Consider the following 26155-nt stretch of genomic DNA (forward strand, 5'->3'; position numbering starts at 1 on the left):
TTTTCCGTTATGAGAATGCCCCCGCCCGCGCTCCCCCGGCGCGTCGCCGCCGAGTTCATCGGAACCGGCTCCCTCGTCGCCGTCATCGTCGGCTCCGGCATCCGCGCCGACTCCCTGAGCCAGGACATCGGCGTCCGGCTGCTCGCCAACGCCGCCGCCTCCGCCATCGGTCTCGGGCTGCTCATCGCCCTCATCGGCCCGCTCTCCGGCGCCCACTTCAACCCCGTCGTGACCCTCTCCGAGTGGTGGACCCGGCGCCCCGAGCGCGGGGGACGCGAGGCACTCGCCTACATCGGCGCCCAGCTCGCCGGAGCCGTCGCGGGCGCCCTGCTCGCCGAGGCGATGTTCGGGCGGGCGCCCGGTGCCTGGGCCACCGAGTCGCGTTCGGCGCTCCACCTCCTGCTCGGCGAGGCCGTCGCCACCGCCGGACTCGTCCTCGTCGTCCAGGGCCTGCGCCACATCGGCCGTCCCGGCCTCGCCCCCGTCGCGGTCGCGGGCTACATCGGCGCGGCGATCTGGTTCACCTCCTCCGGCGCCTTCGCCAACCCGGCCGCCACCGTCGGCCGCTCCCTCTCCGACTCCTTCACCGGCATCGCCCCCGCCTCCGTGCCCGCCTTCGCCGCCGCCCAGATGCTCGGCATGCTGCTCGGGATGGCCCTGGCCGGTGTGTTGTACGGAACACGCGGGGCGTCCGGTGAACCGAATCCCGCCGATGCGCGTCGGACGAGGTGACAGACCGACACCCGCCCGCACTCCCCGGAGGTTCCCGCATGCCGGCACGGCTCACCCGGCTGATCCCCCGCACCACCCGGGCCCGCCGCCGTACCGTCCAGGCCGTGATGCTGGGCGCCGTCCTCGCGCTCACCCCCGTCACCTGGATGCACACCGCCGCCGCCGGGAAGCTCCGTACCACCGCCGACGTGCCCGCCCGGGACGTCGCCGTCGTCTTCGGCGCCGGACTGTGGAAGGGGCGCCCCACCCCGTACCTCGCGCACCGGCTCGACACGGCCGCCGAGCTGTACCGGACGGGCAAGGTCCGGGTCCTGCTCGTCACCGGCGACAACAGCAGGACCGCATACGACGAACCCAGCGCCATGCGCACGTACCTCACCGCGCGCGGGGTGCCGGACGGGCGGATCGTCAGCGACTACGCGGGCTTCGACACCTGGGACTCCTGCGTCCGGGCCAAGAAGGTCTTCGGCGTCGACCGGGCCGTCCTCGTCACCCAGGACTTCCACATCAAGCGGGCCGTGGCCCTGTGCGGGCGGGCGGGCGTCGACTCGTACGGCGTCGGGGTCCCCGAACCCCACGACCGCACCTGGTACTACGGCACCACCCGCGAACTGTTCGCCGCCGGCAAGGCCTCCCTCGACGCCGCCCTGCGGCCCGATCCGCAGTTCCTCGGCCCGGAGGAGAAGGGCGTCACCGAGGCTCTGGCCTCACCTCGGAGGCCGTAGCGAACGGAGGGCATGGCACCGCGCCCGTAATGAGCGGTGCCGCCCCGCGTAACACGGCCGACGCACGCTGACCGTATGTCCGAGGTCACCGCCGTACCCACCCACTGCCCCTACTGCGCCCTGCAGTGCGGCATGTCGCTCCGCCCCACCGGCGTCCCGGAGCTGCCCGCCGAGGTGGTCGACCGGACCGACTTCCCCGTCAACCGGGGCGCGCTGTGCGGCAAGGGCCGCACCGCCCCCTCCGTACTCTCCTCCCGGGTCCGGCTCACCGAGCCCCTGGTCCGATGCCCTGACACGGGGGTCCTGACGCCCGCGTCCTGGGAGGAGGCACTCGCCGCCGTCGCCGACGGGCTGCGCCGGACCCGCGCCGACCACGGTCCCGATGCCGTGGGGGTCTTCGGCGGCGGCGGCCTCACCAACGAGAAGGCGTACACGCTGGGGAAGTTCGCCCGGCTCGTCCTCGGCACCTCGCAGATCGACTACAACGGCCGCTTCTGCATGTCGTCGGCGGCCGCCGCGCACGGCAGGGCCTTCGGTCTCGACCGGGGACTCCCCTTCCCCCTGGAGGACATCCCGAAGACCGGCTGCGTGATCCTCGTCGGCTCCAACCTGGCCGAGACCATGCCGCCCGCGCTGCGCTACCTCACCGAGCTGAAGGAGAACGGCGGAAAGCTGATCGTCATCGATCCGCGCCGCACCCGGACCGCCGAACAGGCCGACCTCCACCTCGCGCCGCGCCCCGGCACCGACCTGGCGCTCGCCCTCGGCATGCTGCACCTCGTCGTCGCCGAGGGGCGCGTCGACGAGGAGTTCGTCGCGACCCGCACCTCCGGCTGGGAGGCCGCGCGCGCCGGGGCCATGTCCCACTGGCCCGAGCAGGTCGAGCGCATCACCGGCGTGTCGGTGCCCCTGCTCCGGGAGGCCGTCGGCCTGTTCTCCGACGCCGACACCGGCATGGTGCTGACCGCGCGCGGCCCCGAGCAGCAGTCCAAGGGCACCGACACCGTCGGCGCCTGGATCAACCTCTGCCTGGCCACCGGCAAGGCGGGCCGGCCGCTCAGCGGCTACGGCTGCCTCACCGGCCAGGGCAACGGCCAGGGCGGCCGCGAGCACGGCCAGAAGGCCGACCAGCTCCCCGGCTACCGCAAGCTCGACGACCCGGCCGCACGCGCGCACGTGGCCGGGGTCTGGGGCGTGCCCCCCGAGTCGCTGCCCGGTCCCGGGCGGAGCGCGTACGAGCTCCTCGACGCGCTCGGCGGCGACGTGAAGTCCCTGCTCCTCATGGGCTCCAACCCGGTCGTCTCGGCGCCCCGCGCCGCGCACATCGAGGGACGGCTGCGCTCGCTCGACTTCCTCGCCGTCGCGGACGTGGTGCTCTCCGAGACCGCCGCGCTCGCCGATGTCGTCCTGCCCGTCACCCAGTGGGCGGAGGAGACCGGCACCATGACCAACCTGGAGGGCCGGGTACTGCTCCGCCGACGTGCCCTCACCCCGCCCGCCGGGGTCCGCAGCGACCTGGAGGTACTGCACGCGCTCGCCGGACTCCTCGGCTGGGAGAAGGGTTTCCCCGCCGAGCCGGAGGAGGTCTTCGACGAGCTGCGCCGGGCCTCGGCCGGCGGTCCCGCCGACTACTCGGGCATCGACTACCGGCGGATCGAGGACGAGCAGGGAGTCTTCTGGCCCTGCCCCGAGACCCCGGAGGGCACCGAGTCCCACCCGGGGACGCCCCGGCTGTTCCTGGACCGGTTCGCGACCCCCGACGGGCGGGCCCGGTTCGTGCCGGTGGTGCACCGGGCGGCGGCCGAGGAGACGGACGCCGAGTACCCCGTCGTCCTCACCACCGGCCGGGTCGTGTCCCAGTACCAGTCGGGCGCCCAGACCCGGCGGGTCGACGAGCTGAACGCGGCGGCCCCCGGCCCCTTCGTGGAGCTCCACCCCCGGGTCGCCGAGCGGCTCGGAGTGGCCGAGGGCGAGCGGATCGCGGTGGTCTCGCGGCGCGGCCGGGCCGTCGCACCGGCCCGGATCACCACCGCCATCCGGCCGGACACCGTCTTCATGCCGTTCCACTGGGCGGGCGAGGGCCGGGCCAACACCCTGGTGAACCCGGCGCTCGACCCGATCTCCCGGATGCCCGAGTTCAAGGTGTGCGCGGTGCGCCTGGAGCGCGCGGGCAACGACGCCTAGGCCGCGTTCGGAGAGCCGCGCCCGGCCCGCGGGCCGGGCGCGGCTCTCCGGACGTGGTGTACGCGCCCGTACTCCCCCGGGAGTAATCGCCACGGCGCACCGCCCCCGGCAGTACCCCCCACCTCGGCCGTCAGCGCGACGTATCGCCCTCCGCGCGGCGGGAATCTGGGATCGACCCGAAGAGGATCGATGAAGGGGGACCCGATGGAGGGCCGTAGGAGAATCGTCGGCTGGGGGGTGCTGGCCCTGTGGGTGATCGTGATCGCCCTGGCCGCACCGCTCGCCGGAAAGCTCGGCGACGTACAGCGCGACCGCGCCGTCGACTACCTGCCCGCGAGCGCCGACTCGACGCAGGTCGCGAACATCATGGAGCAGATGCCCGGTGGCGGCTCCACCGACCTCGTGCTCGTCTACCACCGTGACGGCGGACTGACCGCCGCGGACAAGGCCACCGCCGCCCGGGAAGTGCGGCAGGTCGCCGCCGACCACCCGCTCGCCTCGCCGCCGCGGCCCGTCCCTTCCGAGGACGGCACCACCCTCCTGTACGCCGTGTCGAGCACGGAGCCCGGTACGGACGAGGTGGCCAGAGACGCCTTCGTCCACGACGTCCGCGAGACCGTGAGCGGCGAGGTCGGCGGCCCCGGCGCGCTCGCCACCGACGCGAGCGAGGTCTACAACTCCCTCGACGGCCCGCTGCTCTACACGACCGTCGCCGTCGTCGCGATCCTCCTGATCGTCATCTACCGCAGCCCCTTCCTCTGGCTCGTCCCGCTGGCCGTCGCGGGCGTCGCCGACTTCCTCTCCATGGCCGTCACCTACGCCCTGCACCAGGGCTTCGACATCAGCGTCTCCGGCCAGAGCACGGGCGTCATGACGATCCTCGTCTTCGGCGCGGGCACCGACTACGCACTGCTCCTCGTCTCCCGCTACCGCGAGGAGCTGCGCCGCGTCCCCCGCCCGTACGACGCCATGGCCGCCGCGCTGCGCGGCTGCGGCCCCGCCGTCCTCGCGTCCTCGGGAACCGTCGCCCTCGGCATGGTCTGTCTGCTCGCCGCCGACATGAACAGCAGCCGGGGCATGGGACCCACGGCCGCCGTCGGTGTCCTCTGCGCGCTCATCGCGATGATGACGCTGCTCCCCGCCCTGCTCGTCGTCCTCGGGCGCCGGGTGTTCTGGCCCCTGATCCCGGCGTACGGAAGCGAGCCGAAGGCCGCGCGCCGTTCGCTCTTCGCCGCCATGGGCTCCTCCGCCGGACGGCGCCCCCTCGCCGTCCTCCTCGCGGGCGCCGCCGCCCTGGCCGCCCTGGCGCTCGGTGCGCTGAACCTGCCCGGAGCCCTCAAGCAGGAGGACTCCTTCAGCTCCACCCCGGAGGCGGTCGCCGCGATGAAGACGCTGGCCGCCGCGTACCCGGAGCTGGGAACCCAGCCCGTCACCGTGGTCGCCCCGACGGACCGGGTCCCCCAGGCGCTGCGGACCGCGCTCGCGACCGACGGCGTCGCGAAGGCCGAACGCGGCCGCAGCGGCGACGGCTGGACGGAGATCTCCGTCATCGCCGCGCACCCGCCGCAGTCCGCGGCCGAGACCGCGACCATCGAGGCGCTGCGGACCGCGCTCGGCGACGGGGTGTACGTCGGCGGGCCCAGCGCGGAACAGCTCGACATGAGCGACACCAGCGCACGCGACCGGAACATCGTCGTCCCGCTCGTCATCGTCGTCGTCCTGATCGTGCTGGTCGTGCTGCTGCGCAGCCTCGTCGCACCGCTGGTCCTGGTCGCCGCCGTGGTCGCCGTCTGGGGCGCGGCCCTCGGCATCGGCGGTCTCGTGTTCGAGGGCCTCTTCGGCTTCGGGGGCACCGACCCGGGCCTCGCCCTGCTCTCCTTCGTCTTCCTCGTCGCCCTCGGCGTCGACTACGGCATCTTCCTGATGCACCGGATGCGTGAGGAGTGCCTGAACGGTGCGGAGCCGGGTGCCGCGGCCCTCACGGCCCTGCGGACGACCGGCAGGGTGATCGCCTCGGCGGGACTCGTCCTCGCCGCGACCTTCGCGGTGCTCGTCAACATGCCGATGGTGCAACTGGCCGAGCTCGGCTTCGTGATCGCGGTCGGTGTCCTGCTCGACACCTTCCTCGTCCGCACCTATCTCGTCACGAGCGCGAGCGTGCTGCTCGGCCGGAAGGTGTGGTGGCCGGGCCCACTGGCCAAGAAGCCTGCGTCAACGGCCGGTTCAGGGTCCGAGCGCCGGCCCGTACGGGTGTGATCAGGGGCGGGTGGGGGCTCCACGCACTGTCAGGAGCCCTTTCCCGCAGGGAGGATGGACACCATGGACTTCGCAGCGGCCTTCACCCGCGACCCTCAGGCGGCGCCGTACCCGGTGCGGTGCGACGCGACGGCCGCCGCGGTGTTCGCGGTGCTCGCCACGGTGCTCGCGCTCGGCGTCGACGACGGCCGCCGTCCGGACGCCCTCGGCTGGGCGCTGTTGCTCGCCGCGCACGTCCCGCTGGCCTGGCGGCGCAAGGCGCCCATGCCGGTACTGCTCGCCGTGGTGGCCTGCGTCGCCCCCTACCACGCGCTCGACTACATGCATCTGGCGCCCATACCGGCCTCGATGACCGCGCTCTACACCGTCGCCTCCACCGGCCGGCCGGTGCGCACGGTGATCGTGGGGCTCTCGGTCACCTCCGTCACCCTCACCATCCAGCTCCTCGTCAACCCGCACGAGATCGTGGAACTGCTGCGGGTCTCCGGCTGGGTGATCGCGATGCTGGTCTTCGGCACGAGCATCCGGCTCTACCGGCAGCTGGTGGCGGGCGTGGTGGAGCGGGCCGAGCGCGAGGCCGAGCGGAAGGTCTCCGAGGAACGGCTGCGCATCGCCAGGGACCTGCACGACCTCCTCGCCCACTCGATCACCCTCATCGGCGTGCAGACGTCGGTCGCCGCGCACGTCCTGGTCGCCGACCCCGGCCGGCTCGACCGGGAGGCGCTCGTCCAGGCGCTCGACGGCATAGCCGAGACCTGCCGGGAGGCCCGGACCGAGGTGCGCACGACGCTGGACGTGCTGCGGGCCGCACCGGAGGGCCCGCTGCCCGACCTGGCCTCGCTGCCCGACCTCGTACGGTCCTCGGGCGCGGAGCTGTCGGTACGGACGGCGGCGGCGAAGATCCCGGCGGCCGTGGGCGCGGCGGCGTACCGGATCGTGCAGGAGTCCTTGACCAACGCCGTGCGGCACGGCGGTCCGGGCGCGGACGTGCGGGTCGATGTCGGTCTCGATAAGGAGGTGTTGACGGTACGGGTGACCAACGGCGGCGCCGCTCGCGGAGGAACGAGCGGCTCCGGCTACGGGATCCTGGGGATGCGGGAGCGGGCGAGGAGCGTGGGCGGCACACTGGTCGCGGGCCCGCGCGACGGCGGGGGCTTCGAGGTCGAGGCGGCGCTGCCGCTCTCGGTGAGAGAGGTGACGGTGTGATCCGGGTGCTGCTCGCGGACGATCAGACGCTCGTCCGGGCGTCGTTCGCGATGCTGGTCGAATCGGCGCCGGACATGGAGGTCGTGGGCCAGGCGGCCAACGGCCGGGAGGCGGTCGAGCTGGCTCGTTCGTCGCGGGCCGACCTGGTGGTCATGGACGTCCGGATGCCCGAGCTCGACGGGATCGGCGCGACCCGGCTGATCGCCGCCGACGAGGACCTGGCCGGGGTCAAGGTGCTGGTCCTCACCACGTACGACACCGACGAGCACGTCATGCAGGCGCTGCGGGCGGGCGCGTCGGGCTTCGTCGTCAAGGACATCCACCCGGCGGAACTCCTCGCCGCGATCCGTACGGTCGCGGCGGGCGAGGCCCTGCTGTCGCCGGGCCCGACGTCCCGGTTGATCGCCCGGGCGCTGGCCATGCCGGAAACCCCGGCGACGGCCGGCCCGGAGGGCCTCTCGGACCGTGAGCGCCAGGTACTGACGCTGACGGGCCGGGGCCTCAACAACACCGAGATCGCGGAGACGCTGGGACTCTCGCCCCTCACGGCGAAGACCCATGTCAGCCGGATCATGGGAAAGCTGTCCGCACGGGACCGGGCCCAGCTGGTCATCATCGCCTACGAGTCGGGCCTGGTGAGCCCGGGCCACTGATCCGCCGGAGCCGCCGGAGCCGCCGGACACGGCCTACGGCCGGCTGAACCAGTCGCCGCTCTCGATGACCGCGCCGAGGGGCGCGTCCGGGGCCGCCAGGAACACCCAGGCGGACACCCGCGCCCCGTCCCCCGTCCGGACGACGTCCATCGCCACCCGCTCGTATCCGACGGGCAGCTCAAGGCGGTCGAGCAGGCCGAACAGCTCGCCGTAGGAGCCGGACGCGGGTGTCAGCAGAGTGCCGACCACCCGGCCCTCCTCCGCCGGGACGACGTACGGATAGCCGGGCCCGTCGTGCAGGACCGCACCGTGCAGCACGGCGTCCGCCTCGGTGCCGATCCGGCCGGCGAGGAACCGGTCGTGGTTGTACGCGCCCGGGCGCAGCGTCCCGTACACGAAGAACGGCCGCTCGTCGTTCGCCGGGCCCTCGATCACCCGGGCCGTCGCGGTCTCGTCCTCGACCCAGCGGGCGTACCCCTCGCTGACCCGGGTCACCCGGGTGGCGAGGATCTCGGGCGTCTCGTAGTCGTGGGCGGCGAGGAGATACATCTCAAGGGCCGGGTAGCGGGCCTCGGTGGTCTTGAACACCACCTCCCACTCCTCGGTGGTCTCGATCGCGCCCTGCCAGTGGTACATGGAGGTGACGGGCCCCGAGATCTGCGCGCAGGCGACCAGCCGGGCCTCGACGGCGCCGCGCGCCAGGTCCTGGGCCTTGGCGCGCGCGTCGGTGGTGGTGCGGACGGTGACGATCACGTCTCCACCGTACGGGCGAACTGGGCCGCGTGCAGCCGGGCGTACGCTCCCCCGGCGGCGAGGAGTTCCTCGTGGCTGCCCTGCTCGGCGATCGAGCCGCTGTCCATCACCAGGATGGTGTCGGCGTCCCGGATCGTGGAGAGCCGGTGGGCGACGACGAAGCTGGTGCGGCCGGCGCGGAGGGAGGACATCGCCTGCTGGACCAGGACTTCGGTACGGGTGTCGACGGAGCTGGTGGCCTCGTCGAGGACGAGGATCACCGGGTCCGAGAGGAAGGCGCGGGCGAGGGTGATCAGCTGCTTCTCGCCGGCGCTGAGGCCGCCTCCGTCCTCGTCGAGGACGGTGTCGTACCCGGCGGGAAGGGTGCGGACGAACCGGTCGGCGTGCGCGGCCCTGGCCGCTTCGACGATCCGCTCGCGGGAGACCTCGCCGGGCACCCCGTACGCGATGTTGTCGGCGATGGTGCCGCCGAAGAGCCAGGTGTCCTGGAGGACCATGCCGATGCCGGAGCGCAGCTCCTCCCGGGTCATCGCGGCCGTGTCGACGCCGTCGAGGGTGATCCGGCCGCCGGTCACCTCGTGGAAGCGCAGGAGCAGGTTGACCAGGGTCGTCTTGCCCGCGCCGGTGGGGCCGACGATGGCGACGGTCCGGCCCGGCTCCACGGTGAGCGACAGGTCCTCGATGAGCGGCTTGCCCTGCTCGTAGCGGAAGGCGACCTTCTCGAAGGAGACCTTGCCCCGGAGCTTTTCCGGACGCTGCGGCCGCGCCGGGTCCGGGTCCTCCTCCTCGGCGTCGAGGAGGTCGAAGACCCGCTCGGCGGAGGCCACTCCGGACTGGAGGAGGTTGGCCATGGCGGCGACCTGGGTGATGGGGCCGTTGAATTCGTACGAGTACTGGATGAAGGCCTGGACGTCGCCGACGGAGAGCGTGCCGCTCGCTACCCGCAGTCCGCCGACCACGGCGATGGCGACGTAGTTCAGATTGCCGACGAAGGCCAGGGCGGGCTGGATGAACCCGGACACGAACTGGGCGCGGAAGCTCGCCCGGTACAGCTCCTCGCCCAGCTCGTCGAAGCGGCGGACGGCCTCGGCGCGCCGGCCGAAGGCGACGACCTCGGTGTGGCCGGTGATCATCTCCTCGACGTGGCTGCCGAGCTGGCCGGTGACCGCCCACTGCTTCACGAACTGCGGCTGGGCGCGGCGGCCGACGAAGGCGGCGACGGCGACCGAGACGGGCACGGTGGCGAGGGCGACGAGGGCGAGCACCGGGGAGATCCAGAACATCATCGCGAGGACGCCGACCAGGGTGAGGAGGGCGCGGGCCATCTGGCTGAAGGCCTGCTGGAGGGTCTGGGTGATGTTGTCGATGTCGTTGGTGGTGCGGGAGAGGACCTCGCCGCGCGACTGCCGGTCGAGGTAGCCGAGGGGCAGCTTCGCGAGCTTGTGCTGGGCCTGTTCGCGGAGGCGGTGGCCGGCCCGTTGGGCGACGGTGGTGGCGATCCGCAGCTGGACCCAGGTGAAGAGGGACGCGCCGGCGACGACCACGACGGAGAGGGCGAGGACCCGGCCGACGGCCGCGAAGTCGACCCCGGCCGGGTCGGTGGCGCCGGTGACGACGAGGTCGGTGGCACGGCCGAGCAAGAGCGGGCCGAGGACGGAGAGGGAGACCGCCGTGGCACCGGCGGCGAGGACGCCGAGGAGCCGGGCCCGGTCGGGGGCGAGGGTGCGGAGCAGCCGGAGGCCGGAGGCGCGGAAGGAGAGGGAGCGTTCGAGGGCGGGGGTGGGGAGGCCGGGGCCGCGCTGCGGGGAGGAGGGGCCGGTGCGGGCGGGGACGGATCTCGTGGTGGTGTCCTTCGTGGCGCGGCTCGCCGTGGCCGTACTCATGCGGCTTCCTCCTCGGTGAGCTGGGAGAGGACGATCTCCCGGTAGGTGGGGTTGTCCTGCATCAGGGACGTGTGGGTGCCGGTGCCGACGTTCCGGCCCCGGTCGAGGACGACGATCCGGTCGGCCTGCCGGATGGTGGAGACCCGCTGGGCGACGATCACGACGGCCGCGTCGGCGGTCTCCTCGTGGAGGGCGGCGCGGAGCCGGGCGTCGGTCCGTGGGTCGAGGGCGGAGAAGGAGTCGTCGAAGAGGTAGAGGCGGGGGCGGGCGACGAGGACCCGGGCGATGGCGAGGCGCTGCCGCTGGCCGCCGGAGAAGTTGGTGCCGCCCTGGGAGACGGGTGCGTCGAGGCCTTCGTCGAGTCCGCGGACGAAGTCGGTGGCCTGGGCGACCTCAAGGGCGTGCCAGAGCTCTTCGTCGGTCGCGTCGGGCTTCCCGTACCGGAGGTTCGTCGCCACCGTCCCCGAGAAGAGGTACGGCTTCTGGGGCACGAGTCCCACGGTCTTCGCCATCAGCTCGGGGTCGAGGTCGCGTACGTCGACGCCGTCGACGAGGACCTCACCGCCCGTGGTGTCGAAGAGCCGGGGCACGAGGCCGAGCAGGGTCGACTTGCCGCTGCCGGTCGAGCCGATGATCGCGGTCGTCTCACCGGGCCGGGCGACCAGCGCCACGTCCTTGAGGACGGACTCCTCCGCGCCCGGGTACCGGAAGTCCGCGCTCCTGACCTCCAGATGACCTCGGCTGACCGGGGGCCGGACCGGATCGGCCGGCGGGACGACGGACGAGCGGGTGTCGAGCACCTCGCGGACGCGCTCGGCGCCCGCCTCGGCCCGGGGCATGTGCATGAGGAGGAAGAGGACCATCATCACGGACATCGAGGTCTGGAGCAGATAGCCGAGGAAGGCGACGAGCTCGCCCGGCCGGAGGGCGCCGGATTCGATGCGGTGGGCGCCGACGTAGACGAGCGCGACGGTCGTCAGCTCCCAGACGATGAGCACCGTGGGGAACATCAGGGCCTGGAGCCGGCCGGCCCGGAGGCCGACGGAGAGGAGTTCGTCGTTGGCGGCGGCGAACCGTTCCCGCTCGTGCCGGTCGCGGACGAAGGCGCGGACCACCCGGGCACCGGTGATCTGCTCGCGCAGTATGCGGTTGGCGCGGTCGACGCGCTCCTGCATGCCCTTGAAGAGCGGCCGCATCCGCAGGACGACGGTGCCGACGGCGCCGGTCATCACCGGCACGAAGAGGAACAGCACCAGGGCGAGCGGCACGTCCTGCCGCAGGGCCATGGCGATGCCGCCGAAGCAGAGGAGCGGCGCGGCGACCAGCATGGTCAGGACGAGGACGGTGAACGTCTGGATCTGCTGGACGTCGTTGGTCGTACGGGTGATGAGGGAGGCGGCGCCGAAGCGGCCCCGCTCCTGGGCGGAGAACTCCTGGACGCGGCGGAAGACTTCGGAGCGCAGATCGCGGGCGACGCCCATGGCGATCCGGGCGCCGGTGTAGGTGGCGGCGGCCGCGGCCGCCGCCTGGAGGAGGGTGACGGCGACCATCTCGGCGCCACCGGAGAGGACGCGGTCGGTGTCGCCGCGCAGGACGCCCTGGTCGATGACGCCGGCGTTGAGGGCGGGCAGGGCGAGGGAGGCGAGGGACTGGACGAGCTGGAGGGCCACGAGGAGGACGAGGAGGGCCCGGTACGGCCTGAGGCGGGGCGCGAGGAGTCGCAGCAGCATGATGACGATGCCTCACTCGCCGTACGGGCGGACGGACTTGGCGCCCTTGAGTGCGCGGCCCCACCAGGCGAGCTGGTCGAGGAGCGCCTTGGCCGCGCCCTCGGCGCCGGCGGGGTCCTTGTGGCGCCCGTCCTCGTCGAACAGCCCGTGGGCGTTGTGGAAGGAGACGGTGTCGCGGACGGTGACGGCGTGCATCTCGGCGTAGACCTGGCGGAGTTGCTCGACGGCCCGCAGGCCGCCGGAGATGCCGCCGTAGGAGACGAAGCCGACCGGCTTGGCCTGCCATTCGGTGTAGTGCCGGTCGATCAGGTTCTTGAGGGAGGCGGGGAAGGAGTGGTTGTACTCGGGGGTGACGACGACGAAGGCGTCGGCGGCCTCCAGGACCGGGGTGACCTTGGCGAGTTCGGCGAGGACGGCCGGGGACGGGCGGTAGGAGAGGGAGGTGGGGAGGTCGACCTCGGCGAGGTCGACGACGGTGACGGTGAAGTCCTCGCGCTCGGCGAGGCGGGAGCGGAACCAGTCGGTGATGACGGGGGCGAAGCGGCCTTCGCGGTCGCTGGCGACGACGAGGGCGAGGGTGAGGGGCGCGGGGCCGGAGGAGGTGGAGGAGGAAAGGGAGGGGGAAACAGTCGCCGTGATGGCGTTCGTGGTGTCCATGCCGAGGATCGTGGTACCTCAAGTTTGGTTGAGGTCAAGCGGCGTTCTGCGGCTCTTTCCCCAGGCCGTTTCCCGGGACGTACGGTGAGTACATGACGACTCCGCCCGCACACATCGAGATCGACGGCGTCCCCGCGGCCGACCCGGGACTGCTCGCCGCCCTCATGACCGGCTTCGGCCACTTCACGGCGATGCAGGTACGTGACGGGCGCGTGAAGGGCCTCGACCTGCACCTCGACCGCCTCGACCGCGCGACCCGCGAGCTCTTCGGGCAGGAGCTCGACGGCAAGCGGATCCGCGCCCTGCTCACCGGAGCCCTGGAGGCGTCCGGGCGGCGGAACGCCTCGGCGCGGGTGTACGTGTACCCGGACGTCCGCATCGTCGTGACCGTCGCCGAACCCGCCCCGGACGGCCTCGGCGACCCGCAGCGCCTGACGACCGCCGAGTACTGGCGCCCCGCGCCGCACATCAAGCACCTGGGCGGCTTCGGCCAGGCCTACCACCGCGAGGCGGCCCAGCGCGCGGGCTACGACGAGGCCGTGCTGACCTCCCCGTACGGGGAGATCGCCGAGGGCGCCATCACCAACATCGCGTTCTGGGACGGAACTTCGGTGGTCTGGCCGTCGGCGCCCTGCCTCCGGGGGATCGCCATGTCGCTCCTGGAGCCCCGCCTGGAGTCGGTCCGGCGCCCGGTCACCCTGGCCGACCTGTCGGGCTACCGGGCCGCCTTCGTCACCAACTCCCGTTCCATCGCGCCCGTCACGGCGATCGACGAAGTCGCGTTCGCGGTGGACGAGGAGCTGATGCGGCGGGTGTACTCGGCATACGACTCGGTGGAGTGGGACGAACTTTAGGGCGACACAGGGGGAGTCATCGCAATGGTCGCGAGATACGTCGTCTCGCCGCGCGGCGGTCGCCGCGCCCACCCGGACATCACGTCGGCGCTCCGGGCGGCGGCCGCACGGGGCCGGGCGGCACTCATCGAGATCGCGCCCGGCCGGTACGAGGAGACGCTCGTCGTCCGGGGCGACGTGCAGCTGGTCGCGGTCGAGGGCCCCGGCTCCGTCATGGTCGGCCGACCCCGCGGCACCGTCCTCGACGCCTCCGGATCGGTCCGGGTCCACGGCCTCACCCTGGTCGGCCGCGAGGCGGACGTCGTCGCCTGCCACACGGGCACGCTCACCCTCGAACACACGGAGATCCGGGCACACAGCGGTGTCGCCGTACACGCCCGGCCGCACACCACGGTCAACCTGCGGGACAGTGTGGTCACGCACGGCCGGGCGCTCTTCACCGGAGGCGCGGCACTCGTCGAGCGGTGCCGGTTCACCGACGCCGCCGACAACGCGATCGCCGTACTGGAAGGGGCACGCGTCTCCGTCCGGGGCAGCCGGATCGAGGGCAGCCGCATCCACGGTCTACGCGTCAGCGACGCGCACGCCGAGGTCGTCGGCTGCGAGCTGACCGGCACCGGGCAGGCGGCCCTCACGGCGGACGCCCGGGCGCGGCTCGTCGTCGCGGACTGCGTGATCAGCGCCGTGCACGGGGAGGGGATCATGTTCACCGAGCAGTCCCGGGGCTCCGTCGACAACACCCGGGTCACCGGCGCCCGGCACGGCATCGGCGCGGCGAGCGGCGCGGACCCGGTGGTCCGCGGCTGCGTCCTCACCGACTGCCGTGACACCGGCATCAACGTCCAGACGGAGGCCAGGGGCCGGTTCGAGGACTGCCAGGTGCTGAACTCGGGGAACATCGCCGTGTTCTCGACCAGGGGCGGCGCGCCGGAGGTGCACGGCGGCCGCATCGCCGGCGGCAACGTCGGGATCGCGGTCAGCGAGGGCGGCAGCGGCCGCTTCGGGCACCTCCGGGTCGAGGACCTGACGAGTGTCGCGCTGCGGGTCTGGAGCGGATCCGCCGCCGCGTTCGATCACGTCCGGGTCGAGCGGTGCCCCTCCGGCCTGGAGACCCAGGGCGACAGCGGCACCACGGCCGACCTCACCGACACCCTGTTCCGTGACTTCACCCTGCCCGCCGTGACCGCGGCCGGCCAGTCCAGAGCCACCCTGAGGCGGGTCACGGCGGAGCGCGGGACGGTGGGCTTCGGCGTCACCGAGGACGCCCAACTGTTCCTGCACGACTGCGAGGTGAGCACCGTGAGCAGCGGCGGCGCCATCGGGATGGGCAACGGCAGACTCTTCGCCAGGAACCTGACCGTCACCGACTCGGAAGGGATCGGACTCTGCGGCAGGGACGCCTCCTACGTGGACGTCGCGCACAGCACGTTCGCGGACTGCGCGGTCGCGGGGGCGGTCTTCGACCACGGGTGCAGCGGTCGCCTGGTGGACTGCTCGGTGAGCGGCACGAAGGGCAAAGCGGTCCAGCACAACGGCAACGTCGAACTGGTCTCGCTCCGCACGTCTCTCCCCGTGGTCCGGAAGAGCGCTCCACCGGCCGAGCCCCCACCGACGATCATCAACCACGGACCGGTCATCCACGGCGATGTCCATGGTTCCCGGTTCGCCTGGAACAACGACGTGGTCACCCAGAACCAGCAGCCATCCGAAGGAGACGGTTCCAACTCATGAACGAGCAGCGGAACACATCCGGCAACGACGGCCCGGTCTTCAACGGCGACGTCTCCCACTCCCAGTTCGCCTGGGGCAACGAGAACGTCACCCAGAACCAGCAGAGCGACAACACGGTCGCGCCGGGGTACGAGGCACTCGCCGAGCGGGTGAACGAGCTCCTCCGGCAGCTCCCCCGGGCCGGCCTCGCCGAGCGGGACCGGCAGGACACCCAGGACGCGGCCGAGGAGGTCCTGGCCGAGATCACCCGCGCCGAGCCCGTCGAGGAGACCAGGCTGCGCCGCGCGCTCGCCACGCTCCGGGGCGCCCTCGCCCCCGTCGCGACGGGGGTCGTGGCCGGTACGACGGTGGGGGCGCAGGAGTGGGCCCTGGCGGCGATCACAGGCCTGACGGGCGTCTGACCGGCGGGTGACCCGGTCCGTCGGCGGTCGGCCCGCGGACTCCGGTCACCCGTTCGGCACGGGGCGTCAGCTGACACAACGAAACCTGCCCTGACCTGCGTAAACGTTGGAAATCCAGGCGACACACCGTATCGGACGGCCCAATCCTGATGCCTCATCAGCAGGCGAGGGGCGCGCGGCGGCTCTTATCTCGGTCACAGAAGGCCGTTCCGGGAAGTCCCTCCCGGGAGGACCGCCCCGCTCGACCGCTCGCGCGCCCCGGAGGCCCCCCATGCGCACCACTGTCCGCCTGTTCACCGGTACCGCGCTGACGGTCGCCGCGATCGGAGTCCTCGCCGCCCCCTCGGCGTTCGCCAACGACTCCGAGTGGCTCGAAATCTTCCCCTCCGATGCCGAACCCGGCACCACCGTCACTGTCAACACGCTCGCCTGCGGCAAGCACGGTCACGGTGTCGGCGACGCGAACTCGCTCGGCGCGGGCGAGTTCCAGCTGAACCCGAGCACGCACAAGGAAGTCGTGGTCGGACAGTTCCGCGTACCGGAGCACGCCAAGGCCGGCACGTACGGCATCAGCGTGGCCTGCGACAACGGAAAGACGGCCCGGGGCGACCTGACCGTCAAGCACCGGCGTCCCAGCGGCCACGTCCAGACCGGTGTCGGGGGCAGTGTGGGCCCCGACACCGCCCAGATCACGGCAGGCGCGGCGGTGCTGGCCGCAGCTGCCGTGGGCGGGGTCTGGCTCCTGCGTCGCCGGGCGAGCGGCGCGCAGGGCCACTGAGACCATCCGCCTGTCCTGCCCCCGCCGGAGCGCCCGAACACGGCCCGGCGGGGGCAGGGCCACACCTCCCGAGGGAATCCAGGTGAGCAACAGGACCAAGGGCTGGGGCATAGCCGTGGCCGTCTGCGTCGGGCTCTGGCTCGTCCAGAACGGCTCGGAGCAGGTCACCCCGCCCGTACCGTCGGCCGCGCAGGCCTTCGCCGCCGGGCCGAGCGTGCACACCGACGCCGCCGCCGACCCGCTGCCGCCCTCGGCGCCGGTCCGGCTGCGCATCCCCGAGACCGATGTGGACACCCCGATGATGCGGCTCGGTCTGGCCCCGGACGGTTCGCTCGACGTACCGCCGGCCGGGAACCGGAACATGGCCGGCTGGTACGAGAACGGGACCCCGCCCGGAGCCAAGGGCACGGCGATCGTCGCGGGCCATGTCGACAACGCCGACGGACCCGCCGTCTTCTACACGCTCGGCGCGCTGAAGAAGGGCCACCGGATCGAGGTGGACCGGCAGGACGGGCGGACCGCGGTGTTCACGGTCGACGCGGTCGAGGTCTACGAGAACAAGGAGTTCCCGGACCGGAAGGTGTACGGCGAGACGGACCGCGCGGAGATCAGGGTGATCACCTGCGGCGGCGGCTTCTCGAAGAAGAACGGCTACCAGGGGAACGTGGTCGCGTACGGCCACCTCATCGGGGTGCGCTAGCCTCCGCCCGCGTCAGGCCCACTGGTCGAACGCGAGCTTCGCGACCAGCGAGAGCACCACGACGAGCAGCACCCCGCGCACGAACTCGGCGCCCTTGCTCAGCGCCATCCGCGCCCCGACCGTCCCGCCGATCAGGTTGAAGACCGCCATGACGCCCGCGAGCTGCCAGTACACGCTTCCCTGGTACGCGAACATCGCGAGCGCGCCCGCGTTGGTGCAGACGTTGACGATCTTCGCGGTGGCGGAGGCCGTCACCAGGTCGAGGTGGAGCACCGCGGTCAGGGCGAGGACCAGGAAGGTGCCGGTGCCCGGCCCGAACAGACCGTCGTAGAAGCCGATCCCGCCGCCGACCACGACGATCGCGGTCACGATCCGGGCCCGGGTCAGCGGCGCCCGCTCCTCCCCCTCGGCCTTCGCTCCGAACGAGGGCCGCAGCATCACGAAGGCCGCCACGGCGAGCAGGACGACCATGATGACCGGACGCAGGACCTCGCTGCTGATGCCGGCCGCGAAGAACGCGCCGGCCATCGAGCCCGTGAGGGCGGCGAGCCCGATGCGCACCGCCGTCCAGACCTGCACCGGCGCCTTGCGGACATAGGTGATCGCGGCCCCGGTGGTGCCGACGATGGCGACGGCCTTGTTGGTGCCGAGGATGTGGGCGGCCTGGACGTTCGGCAGCCCGAGCAGCAGGGCGGGCAGCAGGAGCAGCCCGCCGCCGCCGACCACGGCGTCGATCCAGCCCGCCACGAGCGCGGCGAGGCACAGCAGGACAAGCGTGGTCAGCGAGATCTCGGGCATGCCCGTGAGCCTAGGGAGACGATCGTTGCCCCGTCCATCAATCTCTGGAGAGTTGAGCTACGTCTGAGCTTGCGGCGCCCGGTTCCCGGTCGGGGGCGGGCGGCGCGGCCGGGGAGACCGAGGCCGTGAGGAGGGTCGCGGCGAGCGCGCCGGCACCGAGGAGGGCGGCGGCGAGCCGGCGGCGAGCCTGCTCGACGGCGGGGACGCGTGGGGCACCGTGTCTAGGCATGGTCGAAGTCCTCGCTGTGGATGCGGGAGGCCGGAACCCCGGCCCGGATCAGGTTGGCGGTGGCGGCGCGCGCCATCGCGGGCGGCCCGCACAGGTACACGTCGTGGACGGCGAGGTCCGGCACCAGGTGGCGCAGGGCGCGCGGGGCGAGGGGGTCGAAGGAGTCGTCCGAGCGACCGAGGAGGAAGTGGAGGGCGGCGTGCCGTTCGCGGGCGATGGCCTCCAGCTCCTCGCGCAGGACGAGACCGGCCGCGTCCGAGGCCCGGTAGAGCAGGGTCACGTCGCCGGGCCCGCCGGGCAGCGTCTCGAAGAGGGCGCGCAGTGGGGTGATGCCGACGCCTCCGGCGAGCAGCAGGACCTTGCGGCGGGTGCGGCGGTGGGCGGTGAGCGCGCCGAAGGGTCCGGAGGCGAGGACCCGGACGCCGGGGCGGAGGCGCCGGATGCGGCGGGTGTGGTCGCCGAGGGCCTTGACGGTGATCCGGAGGGTGTCGTCGCGGACGGGCGCCGAGAGGGAGAAGGGCAGGGCGGTCGCCCAGAGCCCGCGCCGCAGGAAGCGCCAGCGGAAGAACTGGCCGGGTTCGGCCCGCAGCCGGGCCACTCCCCTGCCCCGGACGAGGACCGAGACGACCCCGGGTCCCTCGTCGCGGACCTCGACGACCCGCAGCTCGTGGCGGAGGGCGGCGCGGACGGGGACGACGAGCCGGTACCAGACGAGGAGGACGGCGACGGTGCCGTGGGCCATCGACCAGAGCCAGCGGACGAGGAGGCTGTCGGCGATGTCGGGTCCGGCGAGCTGGTGGACGAAGCCGAGGGCGGCGGCGAGGAGCCCGCCGAGGTGGATCGCCCGCCAGGTCTCGTGGCGGACCCGGTTCCGTACGGCCCGGGCGGAGGTGATGCCGACGGCGACGAAGAGGGCGGTGCCGGCGGTGGCGGCGGCGATCGCCCCGTACGCGAGGAGGTCCCCGGTGGCGGTGACCAGGTCGGTGCGGGTGTGCACGGCGTAACCGCAGAGGGCGAGGAGCGCGTGGGCGCCGATCAGACCGAGGACGTACCGGCCGCCGAGCGCGTGCCAGCGGGCGAGCCGGTCGGCGCCGACGCCGTGCTCGACGGCCGGGACGCGGGCCATGAGCAGCAGCAGGACGAGGACGCCGTAGCCGGCGAGGAGGCCGGTGAGGTGGGCGCCGGACGCGAAGAAGGCGTCCAGGCGGGCGGAGGGCCGGGCCTGGACACCCCACAGGAGGGCCACCGCCCCGGCGCCGGCGAGGATCGCGGTCCGCAGACGCTCGGGAGCGAGCCTCAGGGCGGGAGCGGGCGGGGCCGGTATCGGGGGTGCGGGGGCCGGGGCGTGCACCGGCTGACTGGGGAGGGGTACGTAAAGAGGGTGGCTGGCCTCGGTGGTCACACCCGGCACAGTAGGTCCGCCCGTATACGGGAATCCCCAGCTCAGCTCCGTCCCCGCGATCCTTAAGCCTGGCTTGAGCCGAGCCTGACCACGGGTTAATCCTGACGGCCGCCCCGCCCGGCCTCACAGCGGTCGGGGCGGGGGACGGAGATCAGCGTTCCGTACGGGAAACAGTCGGGATGCCGTCGGGTAACACCGGCCGCGCACGCTTCCCGGTATGAGTACACGGATCGTGGTGGTCGGGGGCGGAACGGCGGGCGCCCGGCTCGCCCAGCGCCTGCCCGTCACCCTCCTCGGCGAGGAGCCGCACGCCCCCTACAACAGGGTGCTGCTCGCCGACGTCCTCGCCGGGCGGTACGCCCCCGAGGTCATCGCACTGCCCGGAACCCGCGAGCCGGCACGGCTCGGGGTGCGGGCGGTGCGGATCGACCGGGCGGCGCGGACGGTGGAGTGCGCGGACGGCTCGCTCGTCGGCTACGACCGACTGGTCCTGGCCACGGGCTCCAACCCGGTCCTTCCGCCGCTGCGCGGACTGCGCGGGGCGGAGCTGCCGGAGGGCGTCCACGCCTTCCGTACGCTCGACGACTGCCTGGCGCTGCGCGACCGGGTACGGCCCGGGACGCGGGCGGTGGTCATCGGCGGCGGACTCCTCGGGGTCTCGGCGGCGCGGGCCCTGGCGGCGCTCGGCGCGGAGGTGGTCCTGACCCAGCAGGGCGAACGCCTGATGGAACGCCAACTGGACGCGCAGGCCTCGGCCTTGCTCCACGAACACGTCGAGTCCCTCGGGGTCGAGGTGCACACCGAGTGCCGGGTGAGCGGCCTGCGGCAGCGGGACGGCGAGGTGACGGCGGTCGAACTGGCCGACGGCTTCGTCCTCGACGCGCAGATCGTGGTCCTGGCCTGCGGGGTCCGCCCGCGAGTGGCCCTGGCGAGGGAGGCGGGTCTCACGGTGTCCACCGGCATCGTGGTCGACGACGAACTCCGCACCTCGGACCCGTACATCCACGCGGTGGGCGACTGCGCGGAGCACGCGGGCCGCGTCTACGGCCTGGCGGGCCCAGCGCTGGAACAGGCCGACGCGCTGGTGAACCTGCTGCCGGCGGAATCGACGCCCGCCGCCCACCCCCGTGCGGGCACGCCCGAGGCCGGGCGATACACCGGCACCCGTGCCCTCACCCGCCTCACCCTCGGCGGCCCCGCCCCCCTCGACCTCGCCGCGTTCGGCGAGGCCACCCCGCAACCCGGCGACGACGTCGTCCAGCTCACCGACGCCACCCGCCGCGCCTACCGCAAGGTCGTCGTCCGCGGAGACCGCCTCGTCGGTGGCGTCCTCCTCGGCGACCTGGCCGCCGTCGGCACGCTCGCCCGGGCCTGGGAGGGCGACGAAGCCCTGCCCGACGAGGCCCCCCTGCTGCACCTGCTCACCCACGACGGAGGCTCCTCATGACCACCCCCACCATCGTCCTGGTCGGCCACGGAATGGTCGGCCAGCGGTTCCTGGAGTCGCTCGCCGACCGCGGTGTCACCGAGCGGGCCAGGATCGTCGTCCTCTGCGAGGAGCCGCGCCCCGCCTACGACCGCGTCCAGCTGACCTCGTACTTCTCCGGCAAGACCCCGGACGACCTCTCGATGGTCGAGGCGGGCTTCATGGAGAAGCACGGCATCGAGCTGTACGTGGGCGATCCGGCGGAGTCGGTGGACCGGGAGGCCCGTACGGTCACCGCCCGCTCCGGGCGGGTCTTCGTGTACGACTCGCTCGTCCTCGCCACCGGCTCGTACCCCTTCGTCCCGCCGGTGCCCGGCAAGGACGCCCGCGGCTGTTTCGTCTACCGGACGATCGAGGACCTGCTCGCGATCGAGGAGTACGCGAAGACGGCGACGACCGGCGCGGTCGTCGGCGGCGGTCTGCTCGGCCTTGAGGCGGCCGGCGCGCTGAAGGGCCTCGGACTCGACACCCACGTCGTGGAGTTCGCGCCGCGGCTGATGCCGGTGCAGGTCGACGAGGGCGGCGGCGCCGCGCTGCTGCGCACGATCGAACGGATGGGTCTGACCGTCCACACCGGGACGGGCACGCAGGAGGTCGTGACGGCGGACGGCGCCGTGACGGGCATGAAGCTCTCGGACGGCTCCGAAGTGGCCACGGACATGGTCGTGTTCTCGGCCGGTGTACGGCCCAGGGACCAGCTGGCCCGCGACTGCGGACTGACCGTCGGGGAGCGCGGCGGCATCGCGGTCGACGAGCAGTGCCGCACCTCCGACCCGGCGGTCTTCGCGATCGGCGAGTGCGCGCTGGCGACCGACGGGCGGGTGTACGGCCTGGTGGCGCCGGGCTACGAGATGGCGCAGACGGTGGCCGCGACCCTGGCGGACGAGGCCGGGGACGGCTTCACCGGCGCCGACATGTCGACGAAGCTGAAGCTGCTCGGCGTGGACGTGGCCTCGTTCGGCGACGCGCACGGCACGACCGAGGGCTGCCTCGACGTCGTGTACTCCGACTCCCGCTCGGGCGTCTACAAGAAGCTGGTCATCAGCGGCGAGGGCGTCCTCCTCGGCGGTGTCCTGGTCGGCGACGCCGAGCAGTACGGCCTGCTCCGCCCGCTCACCGGCACCGTGCCGCCGGTCTCCCCCGAGCAGCTGGTCCTTCCGGCGGGCGCGGGCGCGCCGGTGGCGCTCGGCCCTTCGGCGCTGCCGGACGACGCGGTGATCTGCTCCTGCCACAACGTGACGAAGCACGCGATCGGCGAGTGCTCCTCGCTCGCCGAGGTGAAGAAGTGCACCAAGGCCGGTACGGGCTGCGGCAGTTGCGTGAAGGTCATCGAGAAGCTGCTGCCGGCGCCGGCCGACAAGGGGCTCTGCGGCTGCTTCTCGTACAACCGGAGCGAGCTGTACGAGATCGCCCGCACCCTGCGGATCGCCTCCTTCGCCGCGATGCTCGACTCGCACGGCCGGGAGGAGGCGCGGGGCGGTGAGGGCTGCGAGGTCTGCAAGCCGACCGTCGGCTCGATCCTCGCCTCCCTCAACAACGGCTACATCCTGGACGGCGAGCAGGCCTCGCTCCAGGACACCAACGACCACTTCCTCGCCAACATGCAGCGCAACGGCTCCTACTCGGTCGTGCCGCGCATCCCCGGCGGTGAGATCACCCCGGACAAGCTGATCGTGATCGGCGAGGTGGCCCGCGACTTCGGCCTCTACACGAAGATCACCGGCGGCCAGCGGATCGACCTCTTCGGCGCCCGGGTGGACCAGCTGCCGGCGATCTGGACGCGCCTGGTCGACGCGGGCTTCGAGTCGGGGCACGCGTACGGCAAGGCGCTGCGCACGATCAAGTCCTGCGTCGGGCAGACCTGGTGCCGGTACGGCGTCCAGGACTCGGTGAAGATGGCCATCCAGCTGGAGCTGCGCTACCGGGGCCTGCGCGCCCCGCACAAGCTCAAGTCGGCGGTCTCCGGCTGCGCCCGCGAATGCGCCGAGGCGCAGTCGAAGGACTTCGGGATCATCGCGACGGCCAACGGCTGGAACCTGTACGTCGGCGGGAACGGCGGCGCGACCCCGCGCCACGCGGACCTGCTCGCGCAGGACCTGTCGGACGCCGAACTGGTGCGCCTGATCGACCGGTTCCTGATGTTCTACATCCGGACGGCGGACCGGCTTGAGCGGACGTCGACCTGGCTGGAGCGCCTGGAGGGCGGGCTCGACCACCTCAAGGACGTGGTGGTGCACGACTCGCTCGGACTCTGCGACGAGCTGGAGGCGCTGATGGCGGCGCACGTCGCCGACTACCAGGACGAGTGGGCGCAGACCCTGGACGACCCGGAGCGGCTGCGGCGCTTCGTCTCCTTCGTGAACGCGCCGGAGGCACCGGACCCCTCGGTCCGCTTCGTGCCGGAGCGCGACCAGATCAAGCCGGACCTGACGATCCTGACGCTCGGCAGGACGAACAGCACGCTGGAAGGGGCTTCCTCCCGATGACGACTCTCACGACCACGACTCTCACGACGACGCTCGAAATCTCCCCCTCCCCCGACTCCTGGGTGGCGGTCTGCGAGGAGGCCCGGCTGACCCCGGGCCGGGGCGTGGCGGCACTGCTGCCGGACGGCCGGCAGGTGGCGGTCTTCCGGGACCGGTCGGGCCGCGTGTACGCGATCGACAACCGCGACCCGTTCTCGGGGGCTCAGGTGCTCTCCCGGGGGCTGGTCGGCTCGGCGGACGGGCGGCCGTTCGTGGCCTCGCCGCTCCTGAAGCAGCGCTTCGACCTGGAGACGGGCCGGTGCCTGGACGACGACGAGGTCACGGTGACGGTGTTCCCGGTACGCCTGAACTAACTTGACCGATCGTTCCAGACAGTCGTACGGTCTCCTTGTGGCCAGGACCAAGGAATTCGATCCCGACGCCGCGCTCCAGGCCGCGCTCGAGCTGTTCTGGGCGCGCGGCTACGAGGCGACGACGATGTCGGACCTCGTGGAGCGCCTCGGCATCGGCCGGGCCAGCATCTACGCGACCTTCGGGAACAAGCACGAGCTGTATCTGAAGGCGATGGACCGCTACCTGGAGACCCGCGACCCGCGGCTCGTCGAGGAACTGTCCGCGCCGGGCCCGGCCCTGCCGGCCGTCCGCACGCTCGTCCGGCGCTTCGCCGCCGAGGCGTCGGCCGACGGGGAGCGCCTGAACGGCTGTTTCGTCACCAACTCGGCGGCGGAGCTGGGTCCGCACGACACGGCGGTGGCCCGCCGGGTCGAGCTCAGCTGGGAGCAGGTCGAAACCCTCCTGTACGCGGCGCTCACCCGGGCCCGCGCCGGGGGCGAGCTCCCGGCCGACCGGGACCCGCGGGCCCTGGCGCGGATGCTCCTGGTCCTGCTCCAGGGGATCCGGGTGGTCGGCAAGGCGTCGAGCGACCCGGCCAGGGTCAGGGACGCGGCGGAACAGGCCCTGGGCCTGCTGGACTGAGGGAAACCGCGAACCGCGGAAAGGGCGCCCACGGGGGGCGCCCTTTCTTCGGCGGCTGTTATGGAATGTACGGTCAAGTACAGGGGGGATGGATCGTGGGGACACTTCACGTGACAGAGGCGGTCGCCGAGCGACCGGTGGAGACGGGGCAGCAATCCCGGCGCGGCTTCGTACTCCTCGGGGCCGTACAGATGACGCTCATCTTCACGCTCGCCTCCCTCGCCGTGCCCCTCCCCCGCATCGGCGCCGAATTCCGGCTCGACCGCCCCCAGTTGATACTGCTGAGCGCCGCCTACGGGCTGACCTTCGCCGGGCTGCTGCTCTTCGGCGGGCGCCTCGCCGACCGCTTCGGCGGGCGCCGGATCCTCACCGCCGGGCTGCTGCTCTTCGGCGCCGCCTCCGCCCTCGCGCCGCTCACGACCGGGTACGAGACGCTGCTCGCCGCCCGGTTCGGACAGGGCGTGGGCGCGGCGCTCGTCGCCCCGGCGGCGATGGCGCTGCTCCGGTCCCTGTTCCCCGAACCGGCCGCGTACGGCAGGGCGATGGCCACCTGGGGCGGGCTCTCCGTGCTCGGCGCGACGGCGGGGAACCTGCTCTCGGGGGTGATCTCGGGGGCCACGTCCTGGCGCGGCACGTTCGCGGTCCCGGTGGTGGTGACCCTCGTGGCCCTGCTCCTCGCGCCGCGCGTGCTGCCCGGAGCCGAACCCGGCGGGCCGACCGGGAGGACCGCGAAGAGCCGGTCCCTCGACCTCCCCGGCGCTCTGCTCGCCACCGGAGGGATCACGCTTGCCAGTTATGGGCTCGTCCTCACCGACGCCCACCCCTGGGGCTCCGCCCCGGTCCTCGCGCCCCTCCTCGTCGGCCTCGTCCTCCTGGCCGCGTTCGGGGCCGTGGAGCGACGCACCGCCGACCCGCTCCTGCCGCCGGACTTCCTGCGCGACGGCCGGCGGGCCCTGGGCCTCACGGCGATCGGCCTCACGGCGGCCGGCACGGCCACCGTCTTCGTGCTGCTCTCGCTCTCCTTCCAGCAACAGCGCGGCTGGAACGAAATGGCGACCTCCGCCGTGTTCGTGCCCTTCGCGGTCGCCCTGCTCGGCTCGGGACGGCTCGCGGGCCCGCTGATCGGGCGGTACGGCCCCGGGCGCGTGACCGCGGCCGGGCTCGCGACGACGGCGGCCGGGCTCGGACTGCTCGCCGCGACCGGCTTCGACACCTCCGTCCCGTACGCGTACGGGCTGCTTCCCGGCCTGCTCCTGCTGCCGGCCGGCGGCGCGCTGTCCTTCGCGGCCGCCGCCGTCCTGGCCACCGAGGGCGTCCCGGCGCACCGGGCGGGCCTGGCGGGCGGCGTCCTGAACACGGCGATGGAGCTCGGCCCGACCGTGGTCTTCGCCGCGCTTCTCACCCTCGGCGGGGACGCGGTGTCGCTCGCGGCGGCCGCCGCCCTGTTCGCGGCACTCGCCGCCACCACGATCCGCACCAGGCAAGCCCAGCGAGCACAGCAAGCGCAGTAAGCGCAGTAAGTCAAGTCAAAGCGAA

The 26155-nt window shown here is 73.0% G+C and carries 23 protein-coding genes; 16 read left to right on the forward strand and 7 right to left on the reverse strand.

Annotation, left to right across the window (positions count from 1 at the left end):
* Positions 1–9 precede the first annotated feature (9 nt).
* From OG514_RS06015 to OG514_RS06040, 6 genes are all read left to right on the forward strand, one after another.
* Complete coding sequence (locus OG514_RS06015) at positions 10–732, forward strand: aquaporin (RefSeq protein WP_266891615.1); 723 nt, start codon at positions 10–12, stop codon at positions 730–732.
* 38 nt (positions 733–770) lie between these two features.
* Positions 771–1457, forward strand: coding sequence for a vancomycin high temperature exclusion protein (locus OG514_RS06020; protein WP_266891616.1), 687 nt, complete (start codon positions 771–773; stop codon positions 1455–1457).
* 75 nt (positions 1458–1532) lie between these two features.
* Positions 1533–3641: a molybdopterin oxidoreductase family protein gene (locus OG514_RS06025; protein ID WP_266891618.1), complete on the forward strand. Its 2109-nt coding sequence runs from the start codon at positions 1533–1535 to the stop codon at positions 3639–3641.
* Positions 3642–3830: 189 nt separating this feature from the next.
* Positions 3831–5897 (forward strand): MMPL family transporter, encoded by a 2067-nt coding sequence (locus tag OG514_RS06030; RefSeq protein WP_266891620.1) that lies wholly within the window; start codon positions 3831–3833, stop codon positions 5895–5897.
* Between the two features lie 63 nt (positions 5898–5960).
* Positions 5961–7103 carry a sensor histidine kinase gene (locus OG514_RS06035; protein ID WP_266891622.1) on the forward strand — a complete coding sequence of 381 codons (1143 nt, stop codon included), beginning with the start codon at positions 5961–5963 and terminating at the stop codon, positions 7101–7103.
* A complete protein-coding gene (locus tag OG514_RS06040) occupies positions 7100–7756 on the forward strand; it encodes a response regulator transcription factor (RefSeq protein ID WP_266891624.1) in 657 nt (218 codons plus the stop codon). Before OG514_RS06035 ends, OG514_RS06040 begins: the two co-directional genes overlap by 4 nt.
* Positions 7757–7789: 33 nt before the next feature.
* Here OG514_RS06040 and cutA read toward each other — a convergent pair whose 3' ends face one another.
* From cutA to OG514_RS06060, 4 genes are read right to left on the reverse strand one after another with little or no spacing between them, the layout of a single operon-like run.
* The gene (cutA, locus tag OG514_RS06045; protein WP_266891625.1) at positions 7790–8509 is read right to left on the reverse strand and encodes a divalent cation tolerance protein CutA; all 720 of its coding nucleotides are present in this window, start codon (positions 8507–8509) and stop codon (positions 7790–7792) included.
* Entirely contained in the window at positions 8506–10392 is a 1887-nt protein-coding gene (locus tag OG514_RS06050; RefSeq protein ID WP_266891626.1) for an ABC transporter ATP-binding protein, read from the reverse strand. The genes cutA and OG514_RS06050 overlap by 4 nt, the downstream gene beginning before the upstream one ends.
* Complete coding sequence (locus OG514_RS06055; RefSeq protein WP_266891628.1) at positions 10389–12122, reverse strand: ABC transporter ATP-binding protein; 1734 nt, start codon at positions 12120–12122, stop codon at positions 10389–10391. Before OG514_RS06055 ends, OG514_RS06050 begins: the two co-directional genes overlap by 4 nt.
* Before the next feature lie 12 nt (positions 12123–12134).
* Positions 12135–12779 carry an NADPH-dependent FMN reductase gene (locus OG514_RS06060; RefSeq protein ID WP_266891630.1) on the reverse strand — a complete coding sequence of 215 codons (645 nt, stop codon included), beginning with the start codon at positions 12777–12779 and terminating at the stop codon, positions 12135–12137.
* A gap of 92 nt (positions 12780–12871) precedes the next feature.
* Here OG514_RS06060 and OG514_RS06065 point away from each other — a divergent pair, with 92 nt between their 5' ends.
* The 5 genes from OG514_RS06065 to OG514_RS06085 all read left to right on the forward strand — a co-directional run bounded on the left by OG514_RS06065 (position 12872) and on the right by OG514_RS06085 (position 17243).
* Positions 12872–13633, forward strand: coding sequence for an aminotransferase class IV (locus OG514_RS06065; RefSeq protein WP_266891632.1), 762 nt, complete (start codon positions 12872–12874; stop codon positions 13631–13633).
* Positions 13634–13657: 24 nt separating this feature from the next.
* Positions 13658–15364, forward strand: a complete 1707-nt coding sequence (locus OG514_RS06070; RefSeq protein ID WP_266891634.1) for a right-handed parallel beta-helix repeat-containing protein — start codon at positions 13658–13660, stop codon at positions 15362–15364.
* A complete protein-coding gene (locus OG514_RS06075; protein ID WP_266891636.1) occupies positions 15361–15765 on the forward strand; it encodes a hypothetical protein in 405 nt (134 codons plus the stop codon). Before OG514_RS06070 ends, OG514_RS06075 begins: the two co-directional genes overlap by 4 nt.
* A 271-nt stretch (positions 15766–16036) precedes the next feature.
* Positions 16037–16543 (forward strand): hypothetical protein, encoded by a 507-nt coding sequence (locus tag OG514_RS06080; protein ID WP_266891638.1) that lies wholly within the window; start codon positions 16037–16039, stop codon positions 16541–16543.
* Positions 16544–16625: 82 nt separating this feature from the next.
* Positions 16626–17243 (forward strand): class F sortase, encoded by a 618-nt coding sequence (locus tag OG514_RS06085; RefSeq protein ID WP_266891640.1) that lies wholly within the window; start codon positions 16626–16628, stop codon positions 17241–17243.
* A gap of 12 nt (positions 17244–17255) precedes the next feature.
* On the opposite strand, the gene OG514_RS06090 is transcribed toward OG514_RS06085, so the two are convergent.
* From OG514_RS06090 to OG514_RS06100, 3 genes are read right to left on the reverse strand one after another with little or no spacing between them, the layout of a single operon-like run.
* The gene (locus tag OG514_RS06090; protein ID WP_266891642.1) at positions 17256–18041 is read right to left on the reverse strand and encodes a TSUP family transporter; all 786 of its coding nucleotides are present in this window, start codon (positions 18039–18041) and stop codon (positions 17256–17258) included.
* A gap of 37 nt (positions 18042–18078) precedes the next feature.
* Complete coding sequence (locus OG514_RS06095) at positions 18079–18270, reverse strand: hypothetical protein (RefSeq protein ID WP_266891644.1); 192 nt, start codon at positions 18268–18270, stop codon at positions 18079–18081.
* Complete coding sequence (locus tag OG514_RS06100; RefSeq protein ID WP_266891646.1) at positions 18263–19672, reverse strand: ferric reductase-like transmembrane domain-containing protein; 1410 nt, start codon at positions 19670–19672, stop codon at positions 18263–18265. Before OG514_RS06100 ends, OG514_RS06095 begins: the two co-directional genes overlap by 8 nt.
* A gap of 217 nt (positions 19673–19889) precedes the next feature.
* Here OG514_RS06100 and OG514_RS06105 point away from each other — a divergent pair, with 217 nt between their 5' ends.
* From OG514_RS06105 to OG514_RS06125, 5 genes are all read left to right on the forward strand, one after another.
* The gene (locus OG514_RS06105; RefSeq protein ID WP_266891648.1) at positions 19890–21119 is read left to right on the forward strand and encodes an NAD(P)/FAD-dependent oxidoreductase; all 1230 of its coding nucleotides are present in this window, start codon (positions 19890–19892) and stop codon (positions 21117–21119) included.
* Positions 21116–23644 carry a nitrite reductase large subunit NirB gene (gene nirB / locus OG514_RS06110; RefSeq protein WP_266891650.1) on the forward strand — a complete coding sequence of 843 codons (2529 nt, stop codon included), beginning with the start codon at positions 21116–21118 and terminating at the stop codon, positions 23642–23644. The genes OG514_RS06105 and nirB overlap by 4 nt, the downstream gene beginning before the upstream one ends.
* Positions 23641–23997 carry a nitrite reductase small subunit NirD gene (gene nirD, locus OG514_RS06115; RefSeq protein WP_266891652.1) on the forward strand — a complete coding sequence of 119 codons (357 nt, stop codon included), beginning with the start codon at positions 23641–23643 and terminating at the stop codon, positions 23995–23997. The genes nirB and nirD overlap by 4 nt, the downstream gene beginning before the upstream one ends.
* Before the next feature lie 37 nt (positions 23998–24034).
* Positions 24035–24619 (forward strand): TetR/AcrR family transcriptional regulator, encoded by a 585-nt coding sequence (locus tag OG514_RS06120; RefSeq protein ID WP_266891654.1) that lies wholly within the window; start codon positions 24035–24037, stop codon positions 24617–24619.
* Positions 24620–24729: 110 nt separating this feature from the next.
* Positions 24730–26130, forward strand: coding sequence for an MFS transporter (locus OG514_RS06125; RefSeq protein WP_266891655.1), 1401 nt, complete (start codon positions 24730–24732; stop codon positions 26128–26130).
* Positions 26131–26155 lie beyond the last annotated feature (25 nt).

It is taken from the genome of Streptomyces sp. NBC_00572 (genome assembly GCF_026341815.1).
In the GTDB taxonomy this organism is placed as follows: Bacteria; Actinomycetota; Actinomycetes; order Streptomycetales; family Streptomycetaceae; genus Streptomyces.